Origin of the sequence: Alteribacter lacisalsi (genome assembly GCF_003226345.1) — a bacterium.
Taxonomy (GTDB): Bacteria; Bacillota; Bacilli; order Bacillales; family Salisediminibacteriaceae; genus Alteribacter; species Alteribacter lacisalsi.
In genome coordinates this window covers 117461-140940 of record NZ_PDOF01000002.1, presented here as the reverse complement: position 1 = coordinate 140940, position 23480 = coordinate 117461, and the positions used below count along the sequence as shown (strand labels likewise).

Below are 23480 nucleotides of genomic sequence, written 5' to 3'. Positions count from 1 at the left end.
CCCTTGTTTTTACAGGTTCAACATTTAAGGGGAATCCACTTTTACGAAACAACCGTTATGCTTTCACCATTGGACAGGTCTCCTCTCTTATTCTTCTTTCAGCATATCCTTGCCCGTTTTTATTTTAAAAAATTTTCCGTCAATTCATTTCTAAACGCCTCTTTTCCCCTGTACCACACCCCAAACAACCATCCTCCTGCCACAGCCGTCATCAGCATGCCGTTCACAAGAAACAGCATATTGGCCGGGACCACAAGAGAGAGTCCTCCGTAAACTCCCAGGGAAATCACGTTGGACGTGTACAGCAGTACGGCATTAAAACTAAAGCCGCGGCCAAGCATATCCTCAGGCACAAGTGTCTGCAGCAGGTAAACCCGGGCGAGCCCGGCAACAGGCAGACCCAAAGCCACAATGCCCGCCCCAATAAAATACACCGGAAGCGCCGGCGCAAGGCCGATTACTATAATGCCTGCACCCCAGACAGCCGATCCCACGAGATACAGTGCGAGGCTCATCCGCTTCCAGACGAATGGAATGAGCAGGTTCACCGCGATTACTCCTGCCCCGAACCAGCCCATCAGCAGGCTGTACCATTCCTCAGCCCGCCCAACCGTCTCCATCATGAGAAGCAGAAGACCGACCTGCCACACCCACGTGTTGAAAAAGACCATCACAAACGTTATGAGAAACAGCGTTCTTATCTGATGCTGCTTTTTTACCCAATCGGCAAAATCAAGAATTGCTCTCCCCACACCGGGTTTCTTTTCATCCCCCAAAGTACCTGTTTCCCGCCAGGTCATCCGGTAGATCAGGACCGCACTCACAGCATATGTAATTGCATCAAAAGTAAAGAAGTGGATGGTCTCCCCGAGCGTGAGCAGACCGACGCTGACGATTGGTCCTCCCACCTGAACCCCTCGGGTAACCGAATCATACAGACTGTTTACCGTCGTGCGCTCCTCCTCTTTCGTGATCAGTGGAAGAACAGCACGATAGGCAGGGTTAAAAAAGCAGCCGCACGTCTGCAGGGCGAAGCTTGCCGCAATCAGGTACGGGTACACGAGTAGATCCACCTGATAAATCACCACGAGCGAGAGAACGATCGGAACCCGGATCACGTCCATCGCAATCAGAAGCCGTTTTTTATCCATCCGGTCTGCGATCACGCCCCCAATCAGACCGAAAAACAGGTAGGGCAGCGCCTGTGAAACCGCAACGCCAGTTGTATAGAGACCGGATCCGGTCAGTTCGTATGCAAGAAACAGAAAAGCGAGGCCGGCCACTACGTCCCCAAGCCGGGAAACCCCTGCACCGGCCAGATAAAACCGGACGTTACGATTTTTCAGCACCTTACTGTACATCGCGATTTGCCTGCTCCCAATCGCTCAGATACATCATGCCCTCGCGCTTTCGCGGGTTGGGAATGCTGGTGATCAGCTCCAGACTGTTGCCGTCCGGGTCGTTAAAGTGAATCTTGGCGTGAGTACATACCGGGTTGGCCATGACGAACGGTTCCACCGGCTCAAAACCGAATGCTTCCCGAGGTTCGTGCCCCCGTTCCACCAACCAGCTCACCGCTTTCTTTAAATCCTCGAGCGTCACTTCAAAGGCAACGTGCCGGATGGACGGATGATAGTCGAGCCGAGCCTGCCCGCATTCCCACAGTCCGAGCCAGCTTTTCCCTTCCTCAATCCATAAAAAGGCCAGCCTTCCCTCTACAGAGTGGCTGAATTCGAGTCCGAGTCCCTTGTAAAATGCCAGTGACTTTTCAAGGTTTCTCACCGGCAGATGAGCTTCATACAGTCCTTTAATCATTGAAAAAACCTCCTTGAAAAAAGCGTACCGCGTGCGGCGCTTTTCCTCATGGAGGCCGGGAAGGACTTTTTCTACGACCCGGGTCGCAGATTATGTATCACTTGCTTGTCAGAACTCCCGCCCCCAGAGGATTTTCTTCAATTCGGCCGTCTGAGATTCGGACAGGGCAAAAAGCTTGTGGGAATCATCCGGGTTCATGACTGCTCCGAGGGTGGTGTTTTCGTTAATCCAGAGATGAAATAACTCTGTGGTGTCAGTCTCATAGACTACCTTCACTTCAAAATCACCGTCTACAAAATCAACCACACCTTTTATTTCATCGGTCGATTGAACAGCCCTCAGGATCTGCTCAATCTCGCTGCTGTCTTTCAGAACCGCAATCTGTTCTCCTTCCTGGCTTCCCCAGCGGCTGAATTCCGATATTTTAACCGACGAGACTTCCCCCTGTGTCATTCCTGAGGCTGCAAAATAGCCCGCTGCCGCCAGACTCAGTAAAAGAACCATGGACCCGATCATCCATACCTGTTTTTTCTGCACCTGACTGTTCACCTCCTGCTGTTTTTTCCTTACCTGTATACACGGATGAGACTCGATAAAGGTTTCAAAAAATTGGCTATTTTCTATTCAAAGCTTTATCCAGAATAGCGTCGTAAATAGGAAGCCAGTTATGGTGTCTCCGAGCAGCTTCGGCCGGACTTACAAAAGCCCGTTGTTCCGACTCGAATGCCGCCCGAAAAGGCAGCACTTCCGTGATCTGCATCCGGTAAAAAAGCTGATAGCCGATTTCCGGGTATGGTCCCCCGGACTCCCAGTTCGCATTTTCCCGGTGGTCGACTTCAACCGCTCCGAGCAGCCTGCAGGTTCCCTTTACACCGCCTTCTTCAGCTGCTTCTCGCCTGAAGGCTGTCTCAGGTGTCTCATCCTGTTCCACATGACCCCCTGGAAAATCCCAACCGCGATGAGTGAGTTTTACGACCAGCAGCCGTTCCTTGTAAAAACAGAACCCGTGCACACTCGTAATCTGTTGTGAGGCTGAATCATGGTCTGTCCTCCAGGAAAGCCTGACCCTGCCGCCCCAGTCTGTGTACATCTCTGTCACATTGATTGACTCCTTTTTTTCTATGTGTTCTTACTTCGACAAAAGACGATTTCGTTCCCTGCCTGTTTCCGTAAACAGGCCCGCCGCACAGGAATTTGGTTCTTTTTTCCTATTAGCGTATGATTCTTGACAGCTCGTGTTCCCCCTCGTTATACTTAGTGTTGTTAATTTGGTATGCATAGCAACTAAACAAGGGATGATGCACCGATGCTTTCTTTTAAAGACTATATCAGCATAAAAGTTCATAAGGCGGACCTTGTGATGACGAGCCTGATCAAGGCCAGGCTTGCGCCTTTCAATCTTGCGCCTGAGCAGAATCTGATTATGATGCTGCTGTGGGAACAGAACGGTCTTTCCCAGCACAAACTGGTCGAAGCCCTTGATAAGGATAAGACCAATATTGCCCGTATGGCCTCCAACCTGGAGAAGAAAGGGTTTGTCAGGCGGATTCATTGCACAGAGGACAGGCGTTCTGTTAAGGTTTTTCTTACGGAAGAAGGTCGGAAACTCGGTGAACAGGTTATTCCTGTCGCAGAGCAGTTCAACGCAGCTGTTACAGAGGGAATTACCGACGAGGAACTGGCGGAAATGGAGCGCCTTCTTCTGAAAATGAAAGCCAATGCAGAGGCGCAGCTGTAATTCGCGTCCGCTCGTTTATGCAGCAGACTTAAACAGCACTAAAGGTTGTTGCAACAACAAAAATTATACATTTACATCACATGGAGGTATTCATCATGGCAAAAGTACTTTTCGTAAAAGCAAACAACCGTCCAATCGAGCAGGCAGTCAGCGTAAAGCTGTACAAGTCTTTCGCGGACAGCTATAAAAAGGCAAACCCGCAGGACGAGATCACGGAAATCGACCTTTTTGAGGAAAACCTGCCTTACTACGGCAATGATAAAATCACAGCTATGTTCAAAAAAGGCCAGGGCATGGAGCTTACAGCTGAAGAAGAGAAAGACGCGGCATTCGTGGAAAGCTATCTGAACCCGTTCCTCGAGGCGGACAAAGTCGTCTTTGCGTTCCCGCTCTGGAACTTCACGGTACCAGCTGCACTCCACACGTATATGGACTACCTTGCACAGGGAGGCAAGACGTTCCGCTACACAGCTGAAGGTCCTGAAGGTCTCCTTGGCGGCAAAAAAGTGGCACTCCTTAACGCACGCGGCGGCGTCTACTCAGAAGGACCGGCCCAGTCAGCCGAAATGGCCGTAAACTACATGAGCAACATGCTCGGGTTCTGGGGCATCGAAGACATCACTAAAGTGATTGTTGAAGGCCACAACCAGTTCCCTGAGCAGACTGACGAAATCATCGCCCAGGGCGTGCAGAAAGCAGCCGACGCGGCGAAGGAATTCTAATAAAATTTCATTAAAACAGGGGAACCGAATGAGACTTCGGTTCCCCTGTTTTTGTTTTTGATCAGCTTTTTTATCATTTTTACTGCTCCAACCCGTCTGCTATTTTCTTTAGCTCTTTTTTACCCTGATCGCTTCGGAAATAAAAACGGCGGTAAATAAACGAAGCACCTAAACCGGCAATCGCAAAATAAAACATGGCCTGATACAGGGTTCTGAAATCAAAGGAATCAATAATCACGCCCCCTGCAAGAGAGCCAATCACTCCGGATACTCCAAAGAACACGCTTATAAAAAGCAGATGGCCCGTTGATTCCAGCTCTTCTGGCACGAGCCGCGCGATAAACTGGAAGGCCGTTAAATAAAAAAGTCCAAAAGCGAGACCGTGCAGCACCTGAATAAACAGGACATCTGCCGGGCTGTTTGCCAGCACCATCAGCAGCCACCTTATCACATAGATGAAAGCGGCGATGCTGATAAAAGTAAGCGGGTGAAAACGGCGCAGCCAGTAAGCACTCATTCCAAAGACGACCGCTTCCGTTATGACACCGATAAACCATGCCGTTCCAATAATGGATTCGCTTCCTCCCAGCTCCACGATGTAAAGTCCGAGAAAAGAGTCATTCACCCGGTGAGTCAGGCTTATAAAAAAAATCATAAGCAGAAAGAAACCCAGTAAAGGATTGGCCCCCAGCTTTAACGCACTCTTAAGACTTGCCTTCTTTCTGGCCGGTTCACTATCCGGCGCCCTGGTACAGAAAAATATAGCTATTATAAGTAAAAAAGCATAAAGATAATAAATATTTTCGATCCCGAATCTCGCTAGAAGAAAACCGGAGAGAAGAGAAGATGTACCAAAACCGAGGGACCCCCACATCCTGATACTTCCAAAAGAAACCCCACGCTGCTGGGATACTTTTTGGGCGAGGCTGTCGCCAAGCCCTCCAGCCGGGGCCATAAAAGCAAAGAAGATAAATAAAAGCAGCATGATCCACAGAAATGCGGTCATCTGAAAGACGACAAAGCCGGTAATTAATCCTCCGATAAGGCAGCTCAGCAAAACCCGCTTCACAGTTTGCCATTTATCACTCATAAATCCCCAGAACGGCTGGGACATGATCGCTGCAAGCGGCCCTACTGCCAAGAGAATTCCAATCTGTGATCCCGTAAGTCCCAGGTGTTGAAAATAAACCGGAAGGTAACTTACGAGAATCGTCATTGCCGAATGTATAAAGAATAACATCCCTTTTAATTTCCAGGTTGCCTGCATTTTACCCCACCTTTTCTCCGCAGACAGAAGAACCCTGCCCCTGAATGAAGACAGGTTACGGCTCTTCTGCTGCAGCCGAAAAATAAATAAAGTGTATATTTATTTCGGCACTCTATCATTATAGCACCTTCGCTATGATATGAAGGGGGGGAAATCAAATGATGTTCCACTGCACTGCAGGCCGACTTTTTCCGGCACTGGTGTGTACTTTCACAGTAAAAAAAGCGTGTTGCCCCCGATTACGGGGACCCCACGCCAGACGTCCAGTTTTACCCTTTATCCGCTGATCTTCTTATTCAGGCTTTCTGCAAGACTCGTAAAGGACGCCTGATCCACACAAGCGGCAATCTTCCGGTCAACTTCATTCTCTAATTCCAGTACGGCTTTCAGGGCGGCTGTGCCTGCTTTCATTTTCTCCTGGTATGCATGTGACAGCTCCTGAAGCTCATTTTCATATCTTTTTTCCACTTCAGGATCCATACAGCGTTCGAACATATCAATGACCTGGTCTCCCTCTCTTGAAGGGTTGATCACATGGGGCGCCGTCCCATCCAGTATCGCGAAGCCGAGGTCGGGCAAAACAACCATATCGAGGCTGTCAGGATCCAGCCCGCACGGAAATGCCATTACAGACAGTCCGTTCACTTCAGCATGTTTAACCACTTTTCTCATGAGAGTGGATTTTCCGCTACCGGATCTGCCTTTAATGATCAGCCGGTTATTCAGCGGCCGGGTGATTTCATCGATAAAGTTGACCGGTCCAAAGGCTGTGGCTCCCCCAAAAAGACTTTCTTCTGAATAGGGTGAGGACGATTTCCTGGCCTGATCGGCATCCTGAAACATCAATGCAATCACATCTTCAGCTGCCTGATCTGCTTTTGAGAAATCCATGCCTTTCAGATACAGTTCTTCTTTTTTTTCATGAATCGCTTTTCCTTCCTGAAAAAAGCGGTGAACGCTTGCTTCCGTTTCCTTGATTTTACTATAGCTCTCCTCCAGAGAGGATTGTATTCCCTGGGAATGAATACAGTCATCCAGGTTAACCCAGTGAGCATCTTTAAATTCCAAACGGTGCTGGGGATGTTCTGCGAGGATCAGAAGCTCCCTTCCAAATGAGATTCCGTCAAGAGTTTGGCCATCCACTAAATGAATGTATCTCGTATCTGCATCCGCCCCCTGCCCATCATTATTCACCAGACTGTTTAACAACTCTTCCCGCAGCTTTTTACTTCCCCCTGATAACACAATCGTATCTTTGAAGTTCTTCACCGTATCTTCTGCAAAGGAAACGTATCCTTTACTTGTATGTGCCCGCAAAAAATAATCGCTCATGTTTCACTCTCCCGCCCAATGTAGTGACGGTAATATGGTATTCAATAATGGGATTATGAGTGATTATGGCAGGTGAGTAGTAAAAAACAGGGGCACCGTCACCTGCCGGCACCCCTGTTTTCTGTTACTTCATGTAAGGAATTGATTATAGGGACAAAAGGAGGATAAAACAACCAATAATGATGGTTTTTACCTGTTATTTCAAGAGGTTAAAGATGGAGCAGACAGCCTGACTTCCACTTCGGTACCTTCGTTTACCGTGCTGCTGATTTGAATCGTCCCCCCGTGGAGGTCAACGATCCGTTTCGTTATTGCAAGCCCCAGTCCGCTTCCTCCTTTTTGTGCAGATGGCGACCGGGTCCCTTTATAAAAGCGGTCAAACAGATAAGGAAGATCCTGTTCCGGGATTCCTTCACCGAAGTCCCTCACCAGAATAATGAACTCCGCTCCTTTCTGTTCACCGGCAATGTCGACCCGGCCTTCTTCACTGGAAAATTTCACTGCATTCGTGATCAGATTAATCCACACATGCTCGAGCAGTTCCTCATCCGCAGTAACCAGCATTCGGTTCAGGTCAAGATTTATTTGAATGTTCCTTTCAGCCCACAGAGGTTCCAGATTTACTGTCAGCCGCCTGAGCTGTTCATCGAGTCGAAATGTGTTCTGTTCAAGAGGATGATGCTCGGAATCAAGCGAAGCCAGACGGAGCAGATTTTCACTGAGCTTTGAAAGACGATCCGCCTCCCGGTACACAATCTCCAGATACTCGGTCTGCTCTTCTTTAGGGATCACCTCGTCGCGTACCGCTTTCGTAAAGCCTTTGATCGATGTGAGCGGTGACTGGATTTCGTGAGAAAGATTGCTCACAAAGTCCTCCCGCATCGTGTCTATTTTCCCTACTTCCGCTGCCATATCGTTAAAACTGTCAATCAGTTCGCCCATTTCATCTTTCCTCCGGCTCTTCAGGCGGATCGAAAAGTCACCTCCGGCCATTTTCCGGGCTGCCAGACTGAGTTTTCGTATTGGAAATACAATCTGCCTGGAAGCAAGAAGTGTCAGGGTGCTTCCGGTTACTAGAACAATCAGCAGCGTAAAAAGTGTGGTCCGGCGGCCCTGACGAACCTCTGCTTCATAATCAACATGAACGATAACGGCTGTTTCCTCCCCCAATGGGACAACCACCGTCCGGGAAACATCCGTTATTCCGAATGGCAGAACCATCGTTTCCGTTCCGGACATAGCGACTTCTGCCGCCTGTTCCTGTTCTTCTGCCGTCAGACCCGGATTAGTGCCGTAGTCAAGCTCTTCACCAGAGATTACCGCCCCATTTATGCCGACGTTCTCCAGCACGGCAAGAAGCGCGGTGATGTCTTCTTCATCAGCTAAACTGATGATATCAGTGACCGTTTCAGCAAGCGTAACGACTTCCTCTTCAAAAACTACTTCCTGGGGAGTCAGAAAGGGTGTGAGCACGTAAGCGGCAATCAGACTAACCATGATCGTCCCGATAAACGTCAAAACTGTCCGGCCGTAGAGACTGCTCTTAATCATCCGGTTTCTCCAGTCGGTATCCGAGTCCGCGGACGGTCTCAATTTTAGGACCATCAATCCGTGCAAGTTTTTCTCTCACCCGCTTCACGTGCACGTCCACCGTCCGTTCATCTCCTTCATAGTCATAACCCCAGATCTTTTCTATTAATTGAGCACGAGTCAGAATTTTCCCGGCTGAACCTGCAAGCATACCGAGAAGTTCACTTTCCTTTCGCTTCAACTCTGCTGTTTTTCCATCAGCAGTTGCCGTGAACTGCTCCAGATCTATGAGGAGGCTGCCGGCATGGATAATACGGCTTGTTTCTGATTTGTATCGTTTCAGCAGCGCCTTCACTCGCAGTACAAGTTCAACGGGATCAAACGGTTTTACGAGATAATCGTCCGTCCCGGCTTCAAAACCTTTTATTTTATCTTTCGACTCGCCTTTTGCGGTCACAAGAATGACGGGAATCTCCAGCCAGGAGCGAATTTCCTCTGTGACAGCGTAGCCGTCTGCATACGGCATCATCACATCCACAACCGCAAGATCCACGCGCTCCTGTTCGAGAAGACGAAGGGCTTGCTGTCCATCCGCCGCCTCTGTCACTGTATAACCGCTGCTTTCAAGGTAGACCTTCATCAGTCTTCGGATATGGGAATCATCATCAACTACCAGGATAGCCGGTTTTCTCATCATCTTTCCTCCATCATCGCGACTGTCTTTTGCTTTGCAGGTTCTCTTCCTCTTGTAAAAACGCCTGAAAAAGCGTTGTCCGGTTTCCAGGTTCCTGTTTTATTCTGACCATGTAGCTGTCCCTTAACACCTCGGGAACATGGCTGTTTTTTATTCTCTTTTTTATATAGCTGAGCTTTTGTTTTTGAAGGGCATTACGCTGATAGACAGATTCAATGATAAGGGCAACGCCGAGCCCGCCGATTACTGAAAAGAGCAGCTGCAGAGATTCCCTGTCGAGTTGTAAAGCCGGTTCAAATAAGACTACATAAAGATTTATTACCGCCAGTGCCAAAAGCAGCATTCCTGCCAGGGCAGAAAAAATACCTTTTACGATAAAAGGCAAAAGCTTTCTTCGGATTCTGTTTATTTCATTTTGACTGCTTCCTGCAGATGAGTAGATCATGATGGTCACTCCTCCTGTTATCTTGTTCCTCCTTATCATAAACGGTGAATGTGAACTGAGTATGAACCGGAAATGGGAGGATCAGTACATGAGGAGTCGATGAACGATGAAAGGCGGCACTGGACCTGACCTGTCCGGTGCGGCTTAATTCAATTTTGAACTTCCTCTGCCGTTCTTCCGTCAATGGAGTAAGGTGCTCCGATGAGAGTGTCCTTTGAGGCTACGGGAGATGACCAGCCCCCAATCACTTCACTTCCGCTTAACAGAACCGTAACCAAGGTAACCCCTTTATCAAACATAATATCGTGCGGGTGATTACGTATGGTGAAGGTGCACGTAACAAGTGGTTCATTCAGGTAGTATTCAGGCTCCACGTTCTGAACGGCCCAGATCTGCTGATGCGGGAGGTCGTTCAGGTTCTTTTCCGTAAATGTAATCGTGCCGCTCCGCTCGAGCGATATGATCTCGTACCCTGCCTCCTCAAGAAAACTGAGGCCGCAATCACCGCCCTGCACTGCCGCTTCCCCGCAGGCGGTGAGCAGCATGAAAATAACAACAGTCATTGCGATTAAAGTCTTCAGGTTAATTCCTCCTTCGTTTTCGGTCAGTCTGGTCAATCGTCACATTTCTTGCGATGGTAAACAGCAGCCTTTTGCGTTTTTCCCGTCAAAGATGGAAAAACGGCTGTATGCCTTCACGAACGTATCGTGCACTGCATCAGGGCATAATCATGGTCTCCGGTCATGTAATAGATGTACTGGTAGATTTCACCGCTGTAGCTGTGATACCAGCCGTTCACGTGCTCTTTAATCCGCTCCATCTCCACCAGCCTGCCCCCCTCCCTCCACTTTACTTCCCTGTCTACTTTTAACAACGGTTCAGGAACTAAAAGGTTACATAAATACAAAAAAATGAAAGGCGCTGGTATTACGCCTTTCATTACACATTCAATATAAATCTCTATCCTGTAAACACGTCGCCCTTCGGATATCGAACATTTTGAGGCTTCGATCTCGCAAGTGCAAACGCAAGCGTCACCGGACCAATCCTTCCGATAAACATGAGGACGATAATCACCTGCTTACCAATGTCCGAAAGCTCCCCAGTGAGCCCCATGGACAGCCCGACTGTACCAAAGGCAGAAAATGCTTCAAACACAATTAAAATATAAGGAGCACCACTCTCTGTGACACTGAGAATAAAGATACTCAGCACAACCGCCGCCAGGCTGATGACCACGATGGCAAGAGCCCGCATGACGATGTGATCCTGAATCGTGCGCTCAAACACAACCGATTCTTTCTTGCCGCGAAGGTAGGTCACGACCGCAAGGACAATGACAAGGAACGTCGTCAGCTTGATTCCGCTTCCCGTCGATGCACTTCCGGCTCCAATGAACATGAGCACCAGAATGAACGTGATGGTTGCGGGGTTCATGCTGCCGATATCCACCGTATTAAAGCCTGCCGTTCTTGGGGTCACCGCCTGAAAATAGGCCGCCCACACTTTTTCGTCAGGAGCGAGCCCCCCTAGCGTCGCTTCATTTCCGTACTCCAGCGCAAAAATCACGAGCATGGCGATGACGTTAACAACGAGTGTGCCAACGAGCATGATTTTCGTATGAAGAGACAGCTCACGAAACGTTTTCGACTTGATGGTATCGTACACGACCGTAAAACCAATCCCCCCTGTAATAAAGAGGAACGTAATTATCATGTTGACTGAGGGGTCCCCAACGTATCCTTCCAGGCTGTCTGCCCAGAGTGAGAACCCGGCATTATTAAACGCGGATATAGCATGAAAGAGACTTGTAAAGAGCCCGAATCCCCATCCGTACTCGGGAACCCAGCGCAGGGCAAGAAGGATCGTGGCCACAAGCTCCATGGAAAAAGCGAAGATCAGCAGCATCTTCACAAGCCTCACCATCCCCCCCAGGGACGTCTGGTTGAACGACTGCTGCACAAGAATCCGTTCACGGAGGCCGATCTTTTTCCCAAGAGCAAGGACAATCAGAATAGCAAACGCCATTAGACCCAGACCGCCGATTTTTATGAGAATCATAATGACCGTCTGACCGAAAACCGTAAAGTCGCTCCCCGTATCCATTACTACAAGTCCTGTCACCGTGGTGGCTGAGGTGGCTGTGAACAGGGCATCAATGAAGGTAATGCCGCCTACTGTCGCCACCGGCAGGAGAAGCAGAATGGTTCCGGCAATAATTGCCCCAAGAAACCCTGAGGCAAGCAGCTGTGGAGGCGATAGTCTGGATAGGACAAGGCGCATTCCTGCCATGCTACAGCCCTTCTTCCTCAAAGCGGTTCAGGTCATTCTTATGCCCCATCACTACGAGAATATCCCCCTTTACGATCTCGTCATCGGGCATCGGAGAGATATTCATGTTCTCCTCACGCTTAAAGGCCAGAACCGTGACCCCGTATTTGGCCCGGATGTTCAGATCCACGAGTGTTCTGTGGTTGACTTTGTCCGTAGCCAGAAGTTCGACAATACTGTAATCATCCGAAAGATCGATAAAATCAACCACTTTTTCGGATGCCATATTGTGGGCGATTCTTTTCCCCATGTCCAGTTCGGGGTGTACCACCATGTCAGCCCCGATTTTTTCAAGCACCTTGTGATGATAGTGATTCTGTGCTTTTACCCAGACCTTGGTGACCCCCAATTCTTTCAGAACAAGTGTGGTTAAAATACTTGCCTGGATATTGTCACCGATCGCCACAACTACATGTTCGAAGTTTCCGATCCCCATGCTCCGAAGAGCAGATTCATCAGTACTGTCCAACTGTACTGCGTGGGTGGCAAACCCTGCGTATTCATTTACTTTGTCTTCCACTTTATCAACAGCAAGTACCTCGTGGCCCATTTCGTGAAGCTCCCTGCAGACGCTCCCACCGAACCGGCCGAGACCGATAACGGCAAACTGCTTGACTTTTTTTACCACTGCGCACATCTCCTTTTGTCAACATAACTGTGTCTTTGTGCATACTTTAGTTTCTGCCTGAGCGTTCAGAAGATATTCACATCTGCCTGAGAAACCGCCGGGCCCTGGCGATTTAATACAAAAAACCGGATAAAGAGAGCTTCATCCGGTTTTTCCCGCAGATAATAAGCCTTTATTTTCTATTGAAAAATAAAGGTTCAGGAAAAGCATGAACGTCTCTTCAACGCTTACGAAGTTAGCTGTCGGATTCGGACGCAAGAGTCGCCCGTCAGCAGGATTTGCTGATTCACCCCAAGAGGCATCACCGCCCCGTCTTTAATGGTTCCTCCGCTCCCCGTCATCACGGGGATTAAGCGAATAAACATGCTGTATGCTGTTTTTCCACCAAAGCTGTTTTGCTTTGATGAGGATAGATTACTCCTCCTCCGAAAGGTTGTAAAGTAGATAAATCGGTGAAAATAAGCCATATAAGTGTAAATTTACGACTTCATCAATACTTTACTCACTTTTACTGATTCAGGGTCATTATTTCTCCTGATTACGAAATGGAGGGGAATCTCTTCTTATTTAATAAGAGCCTCTATTTATTGTGCATCAGTTTTTTAACGCAAGCTTCACTGACGTACTTGTTTTTTCCCAGAACACCCCCGACGGCTCAATTCTAAGAAGGGTTTCTCTTAGATCTTTTTCAAAATCGGCAATCCGGCTGCCAAGGAAGCGCTTCGATCCATAGGACGTAGAGTAGAGATTGCCCAGGAGCGATTCGACTGTCCAGACGTGCTCGGAAGGGGGCAGTGAAGCCGTTTCCAGTTTGAAAGGAGATTCCCTGATCACCTCTTCATGACTGATCTTCGGATGACGGTACACGTCATTGCCGGCGCGGCGCTCCAGCCCATACCACCTGGCCACCACCTTGTCGAGTTCCGATTTCCACTTCGGCTGCGCCTGATCCGGGGCATATGTATCGATGATGGCCGCACCGCCGCCAGTCTCCACTCGGTCATACAGGTCTGCGAGCACCGCTTTTCTGTCCATCCAGTGGAAGGACTTGGCCATCGTCACGAGCCGAAATGGAGACTCGTCGTGGTAGTTTTCCAGCGTGCCATTAAACCAGTCTGCGTTACTGATCCGGCCTTCCCTGCTGAGCCGGGCCGCTTCGTTGATCATTTCGGGCTCGGGGTCAATGCCGACAATTTCCTCCACCCAGTCGGAAAAACGCTGGGCAAACTGCCCCGTTCCGCACCCAAGATCCAGCAGCCGACCTGTGCCGTCAAGAGAGAAACGATCCACGAGAAAACGTACGAGTGAAGCCGGGTAAACGGGGCGGTAGCGGGAATAGTACTGGGCTGTGCCTTTAAACAGATTATCACCGTAACGGGTCATCATGGTTGTCCCCCTCTGGTCGTTATTTCTTTATTATACCATCAGGCTGTATGCAGCCCCCTCACCCTGACTCACACTTCCCCGAGCATTTCCTTCTTCACACCTCTGATGTGTTTCTTTTTCACATCGATCTGAGCCTCAATGCGATCCAGCTCATCAAGGCGGGCTTTTACATCTGTGATTCGGGAAAGCTCAGCCAGACGATTCTGCATTTTTTCCAGTTTGCCTGTCGCTGCCCGTTCCCCTGTGTCGGTTACGTAGCGTTTGACTGCGATCAGCCGGGCAAGAGCATGCTCGTAAACTTCGGCCGCCTCCAGTGATGCCCGGAAGCTTTCCTCACCGGATCCTTTCGCTTTTTTCCATCCGTTTTTCGCTTCTTCCGCCTCGAGTTCAGCGGTTTTAAGGCGGATTGAAACGTCGCATTCCTCTACGTAACTGCCAAGTTCCTGTTCTTTAAATTGCTGCCACGCATACTCAAAATCATCGTTAATAATCGTGTGCAGTTTTTTCAGCTTGCCGGTCTGTTTTTCCTTTATTTCTGACGCCCGACTCCGGAGCTCTCCGTATACGATGGCCCGTTTCTTTTTGCCTGTCAGCGTTTCCCAGGCTTCACATGAATCGATCATCCGCGCAGGCACCAGCACTTTTCTGAGCCGTTTCTGTGCCTTTTCTACCGCTTCCGCCAGGGCGTGCGTAGCCGGTACTTCAAGAAATTCAAGCACGAAGCGGAGCTCGCTGCCGATTTCGTACGCTTCATTCAAGTCAGCCATTTCTCCGTCCACAGCGTGGCTGCATGCCTCTGTGTATCGGGACACGAGCCTGGCAAGAGGATCTTCCCACGCGTCCCGTTTATTTTTCCCTGCTTCATCCAGACAGCCCCCGCACAGAAATGTGTGGCGGACCGGTGCAAGCGCCTGATCCCCGTAGCAGATCTCACATACCCGTAAGTCATCCCCGATCAGGACGAACTGATCGGCAACTTTCCACTCGAGCTGCAGGTCCGCGGCCCAGCCGAGCCGCTCCCGGAGTTCCGCCGGAATAAACAATCGGTTCTGGCTGTTCAGTGTCTGCGCTGCGTCCTTCGTTCCGAACGCTTCCGACAGCCGGATCCCGCGGCCGTCCCGGAGAATCCCGAGGTTCACGGTACTTCCCATGTCCCAGCTGTCCCTTACTGTCCGCGGCACGCTTACCCGCCCGGTCGTGTCCAGTTTACTCGTAATTTTTGCCGTCATCGTACCCGCCTCCTTCTTGTTTTTGTACCCGGAAGTTTCACCTTGATAACCTTCGCTGTGTGTGAAGGGAGTTCCTCTATGTATCATGAGTGATGAGCAAAACACTGATCGAGGCCGTTAAAATCGCTAAAACCTCTAAGTTTCTGCTAAGACCCTTAAGTGAATTGCTAAAACCTCCAAGTTTCTGCTAAGACCCTTAAACATCCGGCTAAGTCCCTTAAGTGTTCTGCTAAAACCCTTAAAGCCGCCCTCTCCCCTAACAAACAGGCATTTCCTGTCCCTCTTTTTCATACATTCCGATAAGGGGGGATTACAGTCATGGCACTTCCACGTTTTATCGTATCCACTGCAGTCGGTGCGTTCCTGCTGTTCGCAGGGGTACTCGTCTACCATTTTGTGCTGGAAGGCTCCGGTGCGGTGCTCGTTCTCATTACGCTTGCCGCGATTTACGTCGCCAACAGGGCTGGCAAAAGTCTCTGGTGCGGCCTGGCCTCATTTATTGCTTTTTATGTGGCTGCTATCTTGTACACAGCCATTACCGGAGGCGGCGACGGGGTCCAGTCACTGGTTGAAGTTCTGATCTACCAGGGACTTTCCGTAATCGCAGCCACAGCTTTTATCGCGTTTGCCACAAAAGATAAAGAAGAGGCATAATCATCGCTCGGAGCAGCAGCTCCGGGTGATTTTTTATCGAAACTTTCTTTTTCTTACATACGTATACAAATAGCACGTTATGAATAGGAGGCTTTTATGTTTAATACTCACCGCATTACCCTTCGAAAAATGACTGCGGATGACACTGAGCTTTATCATATCTGGCGCAATGATCCAGACGTGATGCAGTCCACCAGTCCATCCCTCGACCTGCATACTGAGGAGGAAACGAAATCATTTGTGAAGGACGTCCTGCTTTCTTCATCTTCTTCCAAATGCTATATGATCGAGGACAAAGAGACCAGCCAAACGATTGGAATTACCTCGCTCGTTCAGATTGATTTAGGCAACCGGAATGCCGAATGTATCATCGACATTGGGGAAAAAGGCTACTGGGGGAAAGGATATGGCAGAGAGGCACTCGGCCTCCTGCTTGATTACGCGTTTCTCGAACTGAACCTTCACCGGATTGCTCTTCGCGTATTTTCATTCAATGAAAAAGCGATCAGCCTTTACTGTAGCATCGGCTTTACCGAGGAAGGCATCAGCCGTGAAAGCCTGTTTCGTAACGGGCAGTGGCATGACATTATCCAAATGGGGTTCCTTCAGAATGAATACATAGCCATGAAAAAAGAACAGCGCTGATATTCCCGTCAGTGCTGTTCTTTTTCCTACTGTTTCGGGAGTTCATCCTGTTTGATCTCCTGCATTTCTGCCCTCGTCAGTCCGCGGCGGTCGGTCCTGCGTCCAAACCAAATCAAAACATCAATCACAATTCCGTAACAGGAAAACGTGAGCGGTTTGATCAGAAATGCCGGCCAGTTAAGTTCCAGACTTACCGTTCCAGGGTTAAACAGAACCGGCTGCATAACCTCAAGACGCATAAGCAGGGCCAGCAGCAGATCATAGCTTAAAAGAACCGTCCCTCCGGTCCCCCTCAAAAACGTATAAAGAGAAATGGCTGTGCCGAGCAGGAAAAAATAAAACGTAAAGGTTTTCAGGGGATTGGGCAGGTTACGCAACAGGCACACCAGCTTCCTTATTTTAGTAAATAAAGAATACCACTTTTCCCTGAATCTGTCTTTTACTATCGTTCGACAAAGACACCTCTGTGCTATTATAAAAATAAAGGCTCTGTTAAAGTCTGTTGTTGATTTCTGCTCACTGCGCTCCCTTCCGCGGGCACCGCTTCAGCCTCCTCGGGAAAAACGCCCTGCGGGGTCTTCAGCCGGCGCTGTTCCCGCAGGAGTGGCGCGCGTTCGCTTCAATCAACGGAAGAAAAATATCAACATTAAGCTTTAACAGAGCCAAAATAAAAAAAGGATTGATTTGATGATTCTTCCTATTCTCGCAGGTACAGTCCTCTATATTGCAGTTGGCATGCTCTATTATTCCCCTCTCCTGTTTGGAAACAGGTGGGTTGATGTATTAAAGATTAACACGAAAGAACACCCGCCTAATTTCCCCATGGTTACGCTTGTGACGCTTTTCACCGCTGCAGCCTTATACGGGATTCTTACCCTGGCAGGAGCTGAAACGGCAGGGGCAGGTGCCCTTTATGGGCTTCTTACTGGCATCGTTGTAGTCCTCGCTTATGCAAAGGATTTTCTCTTCGGACTCGGCCATGCCACAAAAAGTGCGGTTTACACGTTCGTTGTCGCAGCCGGCTATCATCTAATCGCCCTTACGTTAATCGGCACCATCATGACAATCTTGTAATTACGGTTCATTCGAATGTATTTACTAAGAATAATGTCACTAATTTGCGTAATTGATTGTATGTGTGAATCCAAGTGCGGTACACTCAAGGAAGCAAACAATTCCTAATATTGGAGAGAGTGGATGTGGAATATATTCTTGATTCAATTGCGAGTTATCTGGAAACAAAGAAAGAAGCCCTCACTGACAGGCTGATTGACGATGCGACAGAAAAACTCGACACAGAACTGACGCACGACTATCTTGAAAAGCACCGCACCATGCTTCCCACGCTAATCAGCAAGGTAGCTAAAAGCCTGACGAAAACGCAGGAAGAAACGGAAGAGATGCACATTACCTATGAAGTGGACCCTTCTTTTTTCCGGGACGGTTCATTCCTCAGGGATACAATCGAACTGATCAGTACATTCCGTCTCTCTTTAATGAAAGAGCTTGAAGACGAGGGCCTCTTTGATAAAATGACCCGTTCGGAACTGACCAGCCTTTATGAAGAAGTCATTTTTGTTTTTGATGACGTGATCCGGAACACGACCAGCAAATTCAACGTGAGCAACCAGCACCGGCTAGACTCGATCGAAGCTGAAATGGTGGAACTGTCGGCACCGATTGTGCCGATTGCTCAGGGGATCGCTGTCATGCCGATGGTCGGAGAGTTTAGTGAAGTCCGAGCCAGGCATATCAGGGAGGTGGTTATTCCGAAGGTGTCAGAGTTGGAAATCGAAACGCTGATTATCGACCTGTCCGGTATTCTCGCGTTTGATACGTACGTGGCTCAGAATTTCTTCGGTATCCATGACGTCCTCGAACTCATAGGGGTAGAAATGGTGGTGACCGGCGTGAGACCAGCTGTTGCCCAGACTTCTGTCCAGCTCGGAATTAACTTCAAAGGGCTAAATGCCTACGGAACACTGGAAGGCTACCTCAAAACGAGAACATGAAAAAACCCCGTCCCTTTTAAAAGGGAGCGGGGTTTTTCCTATCCGGCACCGGCTAACGGCCGCGGATCATGTTAAGGATGAACACGACCAGGGCGATCACGAGCAGCACGTGAATGAGCCCGCCTGCCACCTCAAATAGAAAACCGAATAGCCATAATACAATCAGAATACCAATAATGGTCCAAAGCATGAACATTTCCTCCTTAGTGTCAATTCAACAAGTAATAATAGATAATTGCTGTTGACCTAACTATTCCCTGACTATTTACTTTTAATCCCTTTCTTCATAAACTAATTCCAAAGATCTAGTACCACCAGGAGGAAAGGTTTAATACTTAAGGAAAAAAGGGAAGAGTTTTCCATACTATAAAATTGGAGTGATTTAGGATGGATGTGAGTAATCCTGCAGGGTTCTGGGTGCGACTGGGTGGAAATATTGTCGATGGACTTCTCGTCTCGATAACTCTTGGTATTCTTGCCGGTCTTATTTATGGCCAATGGTTTTCCCTTGAGACGACATGGCTGGATGTGCTCGGGCTTCCCTACTATTTACTCGTCCCTGTATTCTGGTACGGGTACACGGTGGGTAAACGGGCAGTTGGTGTCCGTATCGTAAAACTGGATGGAGATAATGTGACTTTCTGGACCATGATCAAACGGGATATTATTGCCGGTCTGCTGTACGGTATTACATTCGGAATCGCCGCTATCGTCAGTGCCTTTATGATCGGCATCCGTAAGGACAAACGATCCATTCACGACTTTATTGCCGGCACATATGTGACCCACGATCCGCCCCGAAGCCCATATGAGTCAGGAAAATAAGGAACTGAAACAACCCTCCGTCTTTTCATGGAGGGTTTTTTCAACTGAATTTATTCTTCACCAGGTGTAGCTCATCACGATTAAGGGAAAAGAACCCTATCTTATTCCGCAAAGGGGGAAGGAAGGGGCATGCCGCAGCACGATATCCTGTGACCACGGATCAGAACGGCAGCCCGAAAAGAATCATGCTCTTTCCATTACTTCATTGAACCGCTGCTGAAGCCGAGAATTTATTCCCGTGACCGGAGAGGAGATAAAATAATGAAATACCGGATCGAACATACAAATACATTCCGCTATGAAACAAAAGTGGACCAGAGTCTCAATTACGTGAGACTAAAGCCGAAAACCGATGAGTGTCAGCGTCTTCTGGACTATGATTCAAAAATCAGCCCAACATCCCTGACTAAAGAATATATTGATCTGTGGGGCAATACTGTTGAAACATTTTTCATTCCTGAGGTTCACGAAACGCTTGAGGTGAAAACCACCTCGGTTGTGAGCATTCAGAAAAGTCCGTTTATTAACAATATCGAATATACATCGAAGATGGAGGAAATCTTCCACTCTGCTCTTTTCAGAAGCCATTATCTGGCCTTCCTGAAAGACACCCCGTATACATTCCTTTTCGATGAGCAGATTGATGAGATCATCCAGGCTGTCGGCAAATGCGAAAATCCGATGGAGTGTGCACTTAATGTAATGAAATATATTTATGAGAACTTTACTTACAATACCGAAACAACCGACGTAGGGACGAAAGCCCACGAATCGTTTCCGAATAAAGGCGGAGTCTGCCAGGATTTTGCCCACGTGATGCTCGGGGTGCTCCGTTCACAGCGAATTCCGGCCCGATATGTGAGCGGGTACTTATATGTAGGTGAGGATTCTGCGCTAGTCGGGGATGCTGCCACTCATGCGTGGGTGGAGATGATGGTACCGGGCATCGGGTGGGTAGGACTTGACCCGACAAACAATGTTGAGGCACTTGAAAACCATATCACGATCAGCACCGGCCGTGATTATTCTGATTTAAGCCCGGTGCAGGGCGTTTACCGCGGCGGTGCACAGGATCTTGAAGTTAAAGTGAGCTGCACGCTTCTTGATACACCGGTTCCACAGACATAGACGTAATGAAAATAAAGCAGGCACCGCCAAAGCCGGCGGTGCCTCTTGTTATGCTTTCCTGCATACATAAATCATTTCTTTACTGTCAGCGTCGAGCGGCTCTTTTTCCCACGTCCCATACCGGTGTTCGATCTTAAACCCGTGCCCGGAGAGGAGCCGTTCCATTTCCTGAGGGTACGTGTAGCGGAGCATGATGTCCTCTTCCTGCGCACGGCTGTCTTCATCTGTGCGGATCGTTCTGCAGTGAAGGAGTTGTCTGCCGGCATCGTACCGCTCTTCGTAACGAACGCGCCGACCTTCTTCTTCCTCATATTCCTCTGTCTGCTCAGGTGCCAGATCTTCGTGAACTGGGAACCGGGTGCCGAAAATGAACACGCCGCCATCAGCTAGTGCGCGATGAACCGAGCGGAGGAGGCGGTCCTGCGCTTCATTGGTTAAAAAGTGCTGAAAGGAATTGCCGGTCATGCAAATGAACGGACTGACCGTATCTACAGTAAAATTGGAACAGTCCTGAAGGGACCAGATTACAGGCAGCAGCGTACCTGCCGTTTTCTGTTTCGCCCGCTCCAGCATGCCCGTGTTCAGGTCAATGCCAGTTACCTCGATGCCCTTTTCAGCAATCGGGATCGTTGCCCGGCCGGTGCCGCAGGCTAGATCCACAACAGGGCCGCCCTGCTTTTCTGCCCATTCAAGAAGGAGGGGCAAATCTGCGTTATAGTCTTTATGTAACTCATCATAGGTTTCAGGATTCCGGTAAGGATCCATGTTTTCAGTTAAGATGTTCACAGGGCGTTTCCTCCTTTTGCATGTGCCATTCCATTTTACACCTAAAGTGGAGGGCGTTCATATGGAGTCTCATTAAAATAATGCATATATCCTTCCGTCAGTTATACGAAGCTCAGCTGAACGCCATCCGCTCGCTTTCCGCGGCGGTGCCGCAGGAGTCTCGCAGCTGGCGTCAGCTGCGCATAATAGAGGTTTACTAACTAAAATTTATACTTATTTTAACAATAACCGGCCTCCCTTCACAGAAGACCGGTCATGTACAAATTATTTGGGTGCCGGGAACTTACCGGCATTGTAATCCCGGTAGGCGTCTCTGATCTCTTCCATTGTGTTCATGACAAATGGGCCGTACGGGACGATTTCCTCCCGGATCGGCTTGCCGGAGTAGACGAGCACTTTTGAGCGGCGGGCGTTGGCACGGATCGTGAGCCCGCTCTGTTCGTCATCGCCGGCGTTTTCCTGGAAACTGAGGGTCCCGGCACCGTGCTTGGCAAGGCGCACGTTGTTATCACCAAACGTCATGTCGCCTGATAGAACATAGAAAAAAGCATTGTGATTTACCGGTAACGGCAGCGTCCATTCAGCCCCTTCCTCCAGATGAATTTCAGTCATCGTAATCGGTACAACGGACTTAAGCGGGCCTGTCTCATCTGCAATGTTCCCGGCAATGACCTTCGCCTGGCCTCCATCAAATGACACGACAGGCATATCCTCCGAGTGGACGTCCTGATAAATCGTTTCGGACATACGCAGATGGGCAGGCAGGTTGATCCAGAGCTGAAGCGTATGGGCAATATCATCGCCCACCCCTTCCTCCGCATGGCGGGCGTACCAGCCGGCGTTCATATACTGCACGTCACCGGGCTCGAGGATCCCGTGTCCTCCCCCATTGTCCGTATGCTCCACCCGTCCGTCGATGACATAGGTAAGCGTCTGAAAACCCCGGTGAGGGTGGTCTGAAAAAGCTCCTTTTTTGAACCAGTCCTCTGCCATAAGAATAAACGGGTCGAACGTTTCCCACTGCCCTGCCGGGAGAACCCATCCCTTCTGGATAAAAGGAAAAGCGGCCTCCTCATATTTTACATACCAGTGTCGGTTTACACTTCTTTCAAATCGCTCTGCCACCGTCATCACTCCTTCTGTAACTGATTGTAACGATTTTTAGTTGCTGTAACAACTTTAATGCCCATAGTGTCCGCGCTTAACAGCCCATCGGGAATAGACAAAACAGACCATCTCCCGAAGGGAAATGGTCTGTTTGTCTTTCTGCTATTAGTCTCCGACTGCCTCTTTCGGTTCATGCGGGACTGTTACCGGTGCGAGCGGCAGAATCCGCTTTTCCGCACTTCCGCCGTAAACCTTGAACTGGTTTTTCTTAAAAAGGGCCACCAGCCTGTTGAATGAAGGTGTATGATCGCTCTCAATAGCGTACTCGATTTTTTCCGCGCCTGATTCCCGGGCGATCTCTTCTGCTTTTCTCAGGAGGTAGCTCTCATAACCGAAGTCATGATGGCCTTTTCCAGGCATTTTCATTGCCATAATCCGTATTGCGCCGTTTACAAACGACAGGTCGATTTGATGCTTCTGAAAGGTAAACTCCTTATTTGCCGTAAAAACAAACAGTGCCGTTCCATGACTGTGTTCATAACGGGTAAATAAAACAGGTTCCCCTTTACTTGTATAATCCGTTTCCGGGTATTCATACGATTCGTGCTCATGTAAAGCATCCTGCAGGTGCATCAGCCTTTGAAGTTTTTTGTTCATACTGGAGCCCCCCTGTCCGATAATTGCGTCACTGGTATCCCGTACCCGTTATGACCAGATCTTATACATTTAATTTATAATCTTTACCAGCAGACAAAATCATTCCCAATGCCATCCCTATTGGCACAGGCAGCCTTCAGCCTCAAGCTTTTATTTCCTGCTTTTCATGAAAAACGCTGTTGTAGACAGTCTCCAGTTCATGGGTGGATAGCTGGTAAAGCTGCCGGTCTTTTACCTTATAGACCCCTTGATAAATTAGCTGCTGAATCATCACATTCTTTTTTCCGTTCTCCTCTTTTTCCATAACGGTGATTCCTCCTCTTTTTTACTGTCAGGGGCTTTTAGAAAAGCTGTATTCGGAAAAAATGCTGTTTTATTGCGCTGCAGGTGGACGCTTTCCTCGGGCAGCGCCTCAGCCTCCTCGGGAAAATCACCCTCCGGGGTCTTCGACTGCTGCTTTTCCCGCAGGAGTCGCCACCTTCCGCTCCATATTTAACTTTTTCGAAAGCAGCATCCTATCTGAACACAGCATTAAAAAACAAAAAGCCC

Annotated in this window: 29 protein-coding genes and 1 riboswitch; of the genes, 8 read left to right on the top strand and 21 right to left on the bottom strand. The window is 48.9% G+C overall.

Annotated features, from left to right (window positions below):
• Nucleotides 1-119 precede the first annotated feature (119 nt).
• From CR205_RS12035 to CR205_RS12020, 4 genes are all read right to left on the bottom strand, one after another.
• Complete coding sequence (locus tag CR205_RS12035; RefSeq protein ID WP_110520139.1) at nucleotides 120-1361, bottom strand: MFS transporter; 1242 nt, start codon at nucleotides 1359-1361, stop codon at nucleotides 120-122.
• Nucleotides 1351-1815 carry a VOC family protein gene (locus CR205_RS12030; RefSeq protein WP_110520137.1) on the bottom strand — a complete coding sequence of 155 codons (465 nt, stop codon included), beginning with the start codon at nucleotides 1813-1815 and terminating at the stop codon, nucleotides 1351-1353. The genes CR205_RS12035 and CR205_RS12030 overlap by 11 nt, the downstream gene beginning before the upstream one ends.
• A 108-nt stretch (nucleotides 1816-1923) precedes the next feature.
• Nucleotides 1924-2352 carry a hypothetical protein gene (locus tag CR205_RS12025; protein WP_110520135.1) on the bottom strand — a complete coding sequence of 143 codons (429 nt, stop codon included), beginning with the start codon at nucleotides 2350-2352 and terminating at the stop codon, nucleotides 1924-1926.
• A 76-nt stretch (nucleotides 2353-2428) separates the two neighbouring features.
• A complete protein-coding gene (locus CR205_RS12020; protein WP_328587729.1) occupies nucleotides 2429-2905 on the bottom strand; it encodes an NUDIX domain-containing protein in 477 nt (158 codons plus the stop codon).
• A 216-nt stretch (nucleotides 2906-3121) separates the two neighbouring features.
• Between CR205_RS12020 and CR205_RS12015 the strand changes: the two genes are divergently transcribed.
• Nucleotides 3122-3553, top strand: coding sequence for a MarR family winged helix-turn-helix transcriptional regulator (locus CR205_RS12015; protein ID WP_110520131.1), 432 nt, complete (start codon nucleotides 3122-3124; stop codon nucleotides 3551-3553).
• A gap of 95 nt (nucleotides 3554-3648) precedes the next feature.
• Entirely contained in the window at nucleotides 3649-4275 is a 627-nt protein-coding gene (locus CR205_RS12010) for an FMN-dependent NADH-azoreductase (protein WP_110520129.1), read from the top strand.
• Nucleotides 4276-4354: 79 nt separating this feature from the next.
• Here the strand turns inward: CR205_RS12010 and CR205_RS12005 are convergent, their stop codons facing one another.
• From CR205_RS12005 to CR205_RS11960, 11 genes are all read right to left on the bottom strand, one after another.
• Nucleotides 4355-5542: an MFS transporter gene (locus tag CR205_RS12005; RefSeq protein WP_110520127.1), complete on the bottom strand. Its 1188-nt coding sequence runs from the start codon at nucleotides 5540-5542 to the stop codon at nucleotides 4355-4357.
• Between the two features lie 276 nt (nucleotides 5543-5818).
• Entirely contained in the window at nucleotides 5819-6874 is a 1056-nt protein-coding gene (locus CR205_RS12000) for a hypothetical protein (protein ID WP_110520125.1), read from the bottom strand.
• Nucleotides 6875-7075: 201 nt separating this feature from the next.
• Nucleotides 7076-8425, bottom strand: a complete 1350-nt coding sequence (locus tag CR205_RS11995) for a HAMP domain-containing sensor histidine kinase (protein ID WP_161524766.1) — start codon at nucleotides 8423-8425, stop codon at nucleotides 7076-7078.
• On the bottom strand, nucleotides 8418-9098 hold the full coding sequence (locus CR205_RS11990) for a response regulator transcription factor (protein ID WP_110520121.1): 681 nt from the start codon (nucleotides 9096-9098) through the stop codon (nucleotides 8418-8420). Before CR205_RS11990 ends, CR205_RS11995 begins: the two co-directional genes overlap by 8 nt.
• 13 nt (nucleotides 9099-9111) lie before the next feature.
• On the bottom strand, nucleotides 9112-9543 hold the full coding sequence (locus CR205_RS11985) for a DUF5392 family protein (RefSeq protein WP_110520119.1): 432 nt from the start codon (nucleotides 9541-9543) through the stop codon (nucleotides 9112-9114).
• A 149-nt stretch (nucleotides 9544-9692) separates the two neighbouring features.
• A complete protein-coding gene (locus tag CR205_RS11980; protein WP_142669891.1) occupies nucleotides 9693-10160 on the bottom strand; it encodes a hypothetical protein in 468 nt (155 codons plus the stop codon).
• Between the two features lie 77 nt (nucleotides 10161-10237).
• A complete protein-coding gene (locus tag CR205_RS20715) occupies nucleotides 10238-10369 on the bottom strand; it encodes a hypothetical protein (protein WP_268877419.1) in 132 nt (43 codons plus the stop codon).
• 134 nt (nucleotides 10370-10503) lie between these two features.
• Nucleotides 10504-11826 (bottom strand): TrkH family potassium uptake protein, encoded by a 1323-nt coding sequence (locus tag CR205_RS11975; protein WP_110520935.1) that lies wholly within the window; start codon nucleotides 11824-11826, stop codon nucleotides 10504-10506.
• Nucleotides 11827-11836: 10 nt separating this feature from the next.
• Entirely contained in the window at nucleotides 11837-12511 is a 675-nt protein-coding gene (locus tag CR205_RS11970; RefSeq protein ID WP_110520115.1) for a potassium channel family protein, read from the bottom strand.
• 200 nt (nucleotides 12512-12711) lie between these two features.
• Nucleotides 12712-12868, bottom strand: a riboswitch (cyclic di-AMP (ydaO/yuaA leader).
• Nucleotides 12869-13096: 228 nt separating this feature from the next.
• Nucleotides 13097-13888 (bottom strand): class I SAM-dependent methyltransferase, encoded by a 792-nt coding sequence (locus CR205_RS11965; RefSeq protein ID WP_236634786.1) that lies wholly within the window; start codon nucleotides 13886-13888, stop codon nucleotides 13097-13099.
• A 68-nt stretch (nucleotides 13889-13956) separates the two neighbouring features.
• Nucleotides 13957-15117, bottom strand: a complete 1161-nt coding sequence (locus CR205_RS11960) for a hypothetical protein (protein WP_110520113.1) — start codon at nucleotides 15115-15117, stop codon at nucleotides 13957-13959.
• A 318-nt stretch (nucleotides 15118-15435) separates the two neighbouring features.
• On the opposite strand from CR205_RS11960, the gene CR205_RS11955 reads away from it, so the two are divergent.
• Together CR205_RS11955 and CR205_RS11950 are read left to right on the top strand one after the other, a co-directional pair.
• Complete coding sequence (locus CR205_RS11955; RefSeq protein WP_110520110.1) at nucleotides 15436-15771, top strand: hypothetical protein; 336 nt, start codon at nucleotides 15436-15438, stop codon at nucleotides 15769-15771.
• Between the two features lie 96 nt (nucleotides 15772-15867).
• On the top strand, nucleotides 15868-16416 hold the full coding sequence (locus CR205_RS11950; protein WP_110520108.1) for a GNAT family N-acetyltransferase: 549 nt from the start codon (nucleotides 15868-15870) through the stop codon (nucleotides 16414-16416).
• A 26-nt stretch (nucleotides 16417-16442) separates the two neighbouring features.
• Here CR205_RS11950 and CR205_RS11945 read toward each other — a convergent pair whose 3' ends face one another.
• Nucleotides 16443-16793 (bottom strand): hypothetical protein, encoded by a 351-nt coding sequence (locus tag CR205_RS11945; RefSeq protein ID WP_110520106.1) that lies wholly within the window; start codon nucleotides 16791-16793, stop codon nucleotides 16443-16445.
• 310 nt (nucleotides 16794-17103) lie between these two features.
• Between CR205_RS11945 and CR205_RS11940 the strand changes: the two genes are divergently transcribed.
• The gene (locus tag CR205_RS11940) at nucleotides 17104-17490 is read left to right on the top strand and encodes a DUF1761 domain-containing protein (protein ID WP_110520104.1); all 387 of its coding nucleotides are present in this window, start codon (nucleotides 17104-17106) and stop codon (nucleotides 17488-17490) included.
• Between the two features lie 125 nt (nucleotides 17491-17615).
• Entirely contained in the window at nucleotides 17616-18428 is an 813-nt protein-coding gene (locus CR205_RS11935; RefSeq protein WP_110520102.1) for an STAS domain-containing protein, read from the top strand.
• A 52-nt stretch (nucleotides 18429-18480) separates the two neighbouring features.
• On the opposite strand, the gene CR205_RS11930 is transcribed toward CR205_RS11935, so the two are convergent.
• Entirely contained in the window at nucleotides 18481-18618 is a 138-nt protein-coding gene (locus CR205_RS11930; protein ID WP_110520100.1) for a lmo0937 family membrane protein, read from the bottom strand.
• A gap of 197 nt (nucleotides 18619-18815) precedes the next feature.
• Between CR205_RS11930 and CR205_RS11925 the strand changes: the two genes are divergently transcribed.
• On the top strand, nucleotides 18816-19253 hold the full coding sequence (locus CR205_RS11925; protein ID WP_110520098.1) for an RDD family protein: 438 nt from the start codon (nucleotides 18816-18818) through the stop codon (nucleotides 19251-19253).
• Nucleotides 19254-19514: 261 nt separating this feature from the next.
• Nucleotides 19515-20381 (top strand): transglutaminase family protein, encoded by an 867-nt coding sequence (locus tag CR205_RS11920; RefSeq protein ID WP_110520096.1) that lies wholly within the window; start codon nucleotides 19515-19517, stop codon nucleotides 20379-20381.
• A 48-nt stretch (nucleotides 20382-20429) separates the two neighbouring features.
• On the opposite strand, the gene CR205_RS11915 is transcribed toward CR205_RS11920, so the two are convergent.
• From CR205_RS11915 to CR205_RS11900, 4 genes are all read right to left on the bottom strand, one after another.
• Nucleotides 20430-21167 (bottom strand): class I SAM-dependent methyltransferase, encoded by a 738-nt coding sequence (locus CR205_RS11915; protein ID WP_110520094.1) that lies wholly within the window; start codon nucleotides 21165-21167, stop codon nucleotides 20430-20432.
• A 264-nt stretch (nucleotides 21168-21431) separates the two neighbouring features.
• Nucleotides 21432-22298, bottom strand: a complete 867-nt coding sequence (locus CR205_RS11910) for a pirin family protein (RefSeq protein WP_110520092.1) — start codon at nucleotides 22296-22298, stop codon at nucleotides 21432-21434.
• Between the two features lie 141 nt (nucleotides 22299-22439).
• Complete coding sequence (locus CR205_RS11905; protein WP_110520090.1) at nucleotides 22440-22931, bottom strand: hypothetical protein; 492 nt, start codon at nucleotides 22929-22931, stop codon at nucleotides 22440-22442.
• 142 nt (nucleotides 22932-23073) lie between these two features.
• Nucleotides 23074-23235 (bottom strand): Fur-regulated basic protein FbpA, encoded by a 162-nt coding sequence (locus CR205_RS11900; protein WP_110520088.1) that lies wholly within the window; start codon nucleotides 23233-23235, stop codon nucleotides 23074-23076.
• Between the last annotated feature and the right edge of the window lie 245 nt (nucleotides 23236-23480).

Coding starts and splice junctions, on each gene's coding strand:
- CR205_RS11905 (WP_110520090.1), bottom strand. CDS start 22,931: ATGAACAAAAAACTTCAAAGGCTGATGCACCTGCAGGATGCTTTACAT.
- CR205_RS11960 (WP_110520113.1), bottom strand. CDS start 15,117: ATGACGGCAAAAATTACGAGTAAACTGGACACGACCGGGCGGGTAAGC.
- CR205_RS12000 (WP_110520125.1), bottom strand. CDS start 6,874: ATGAGCGATTATTTTTTGCGGGCACATACAAGTAAAGGATACGTTTCC.
- CR205_RS12015 (WP_110520131.1), top strand. CDS start 3,122: ATGCTTTCTTTTAAAGACTATATCAGCATAAAAGTTCATAAGGCGGAC.
- CR205_RS11930 (WP_110520100.1), bottom strand. CDS start 18,618: ATGCTTTGGACCATTATTGGTATTCTGATTGTATTATGGCTATTCGGT.
- CR205_RS11990 (WP_110520121.1), bottom strand. CDS start 9,098: ATGAGAAAACCGGCTATCCTGGTAGTTGATGATGATTCCCATATCCGA.
- CR205_RS11955 (WP_110520110.1), top strand. CDS start 15,436: ATGGCACTTCCACGTTTTATCGTATCCACTGCAGTCGGTGCGTTCCTG.
- CR205_RS11970 (WP_110520115.1), bottom strand. CDS start 12,511: ATGTGCGCAGTGGTAAAAAAAGTCAAGCAGTTTGCCGTTATCGGTCTC.
- CR205_RS12005 (WP_110520127.1), bottom strand. CDS start 5,542: ATGCAGGCAACCTGGAAATTAAAAGGGATGTTATTCTTTATACATTCG.
- CR205_RS11950 (WP_110520108.1), top strand. CDS start 15,868: ATGTTTAATACTCACCGCATTACCCTTCGAAAAATGACTGCGGATGAC.
- CR205_RS11965 (WP_236634786.1), bottom strand. CDS start 13,888: ATGATGACCCGTTACGGTGATAATCTGTTTAAAGGCACAGCCCAGTAC.
- CR205_RS11900 (WP_110520088.1), bottom strand. CDS start 23,235: ATGGAAAAAGAGGAGAACGGAAAAAAGAATGTGATGATTCAGCAGCTA.
- CR205_RS11985 (WP_110520119.1), bottom strand. CDS start 9,543: ATGATCTACTCATCTGCAGGAAGCAGTCAAAATGAAATAAACAGAATC.
- CR205_RS11940 (WP_110520104.1), top strand. CDS start 17,104: ATGATTCTTCCTATTCTCGCAGGTACAGTCCTCTATATTGCAGTTGGC.
- CR205_RS12035 (WP_110520139.1), bottom strand. CDS start 1,361: ATGTACAGTAAGGTGCTGAAAAATCGTAACGTCCGGTTTTATCTGGCC.
- CR205_RS12010 (WP_110520129.1), top strand. CDS start 3,649: ATGGCAAAAGTACTTTTCGTAAAAGCAAACAACCGTCCAATCGAGCAG.
- CR205_RS11925 (WP_110520098.1), top strand. CDS start 18,816: ATGGATGTGAGTAATCCTGCAGGGTTCTGGGTGCGACTGGGTGGAAAT.
- CR205_RS11975 (WP_110520935.1), bottom strand. CDS start 11,826: ATGCGCCTTGTCCTATCCAGACTATCGCCTCCACAGCTGCTTGCCTCA.
- CR205_RS11910 (WP_110520092.1), bottom strand. CDS start 22,298: ATGACGGTGGCAGAGCGATTTGAAAGAAGTGTAAACCGACACTGGTAT.
- CR205_RS11920 (WP_110520096.1), top strand. CDS start 19,515: ATGAAATACCGGATCGAACATACAAATACATTCCGCTATGAAACAAAA.
- CR205_RS12020 (WP_328587729.1), bottom strand. CDS start 2,905: ATGTACACAGACTGGGGCGGCAGGGTCAGGCTTTCCTGGAGGACAGAC.
- CR205_RS12030 (WP_110520137.1), bottom strand. CDS start 1,815: ATGATTAAAGGACTGTATGAAGCTCATCTGCCGGTGAGAAACCTTGAA.
- CR205_RS11995 (WP_161524766.1), bottom strand. CDS start 8,425: ATGATTAAGAGCAGTCTCTACGGCCGGACAGTTTTGACGTTTATCGGG.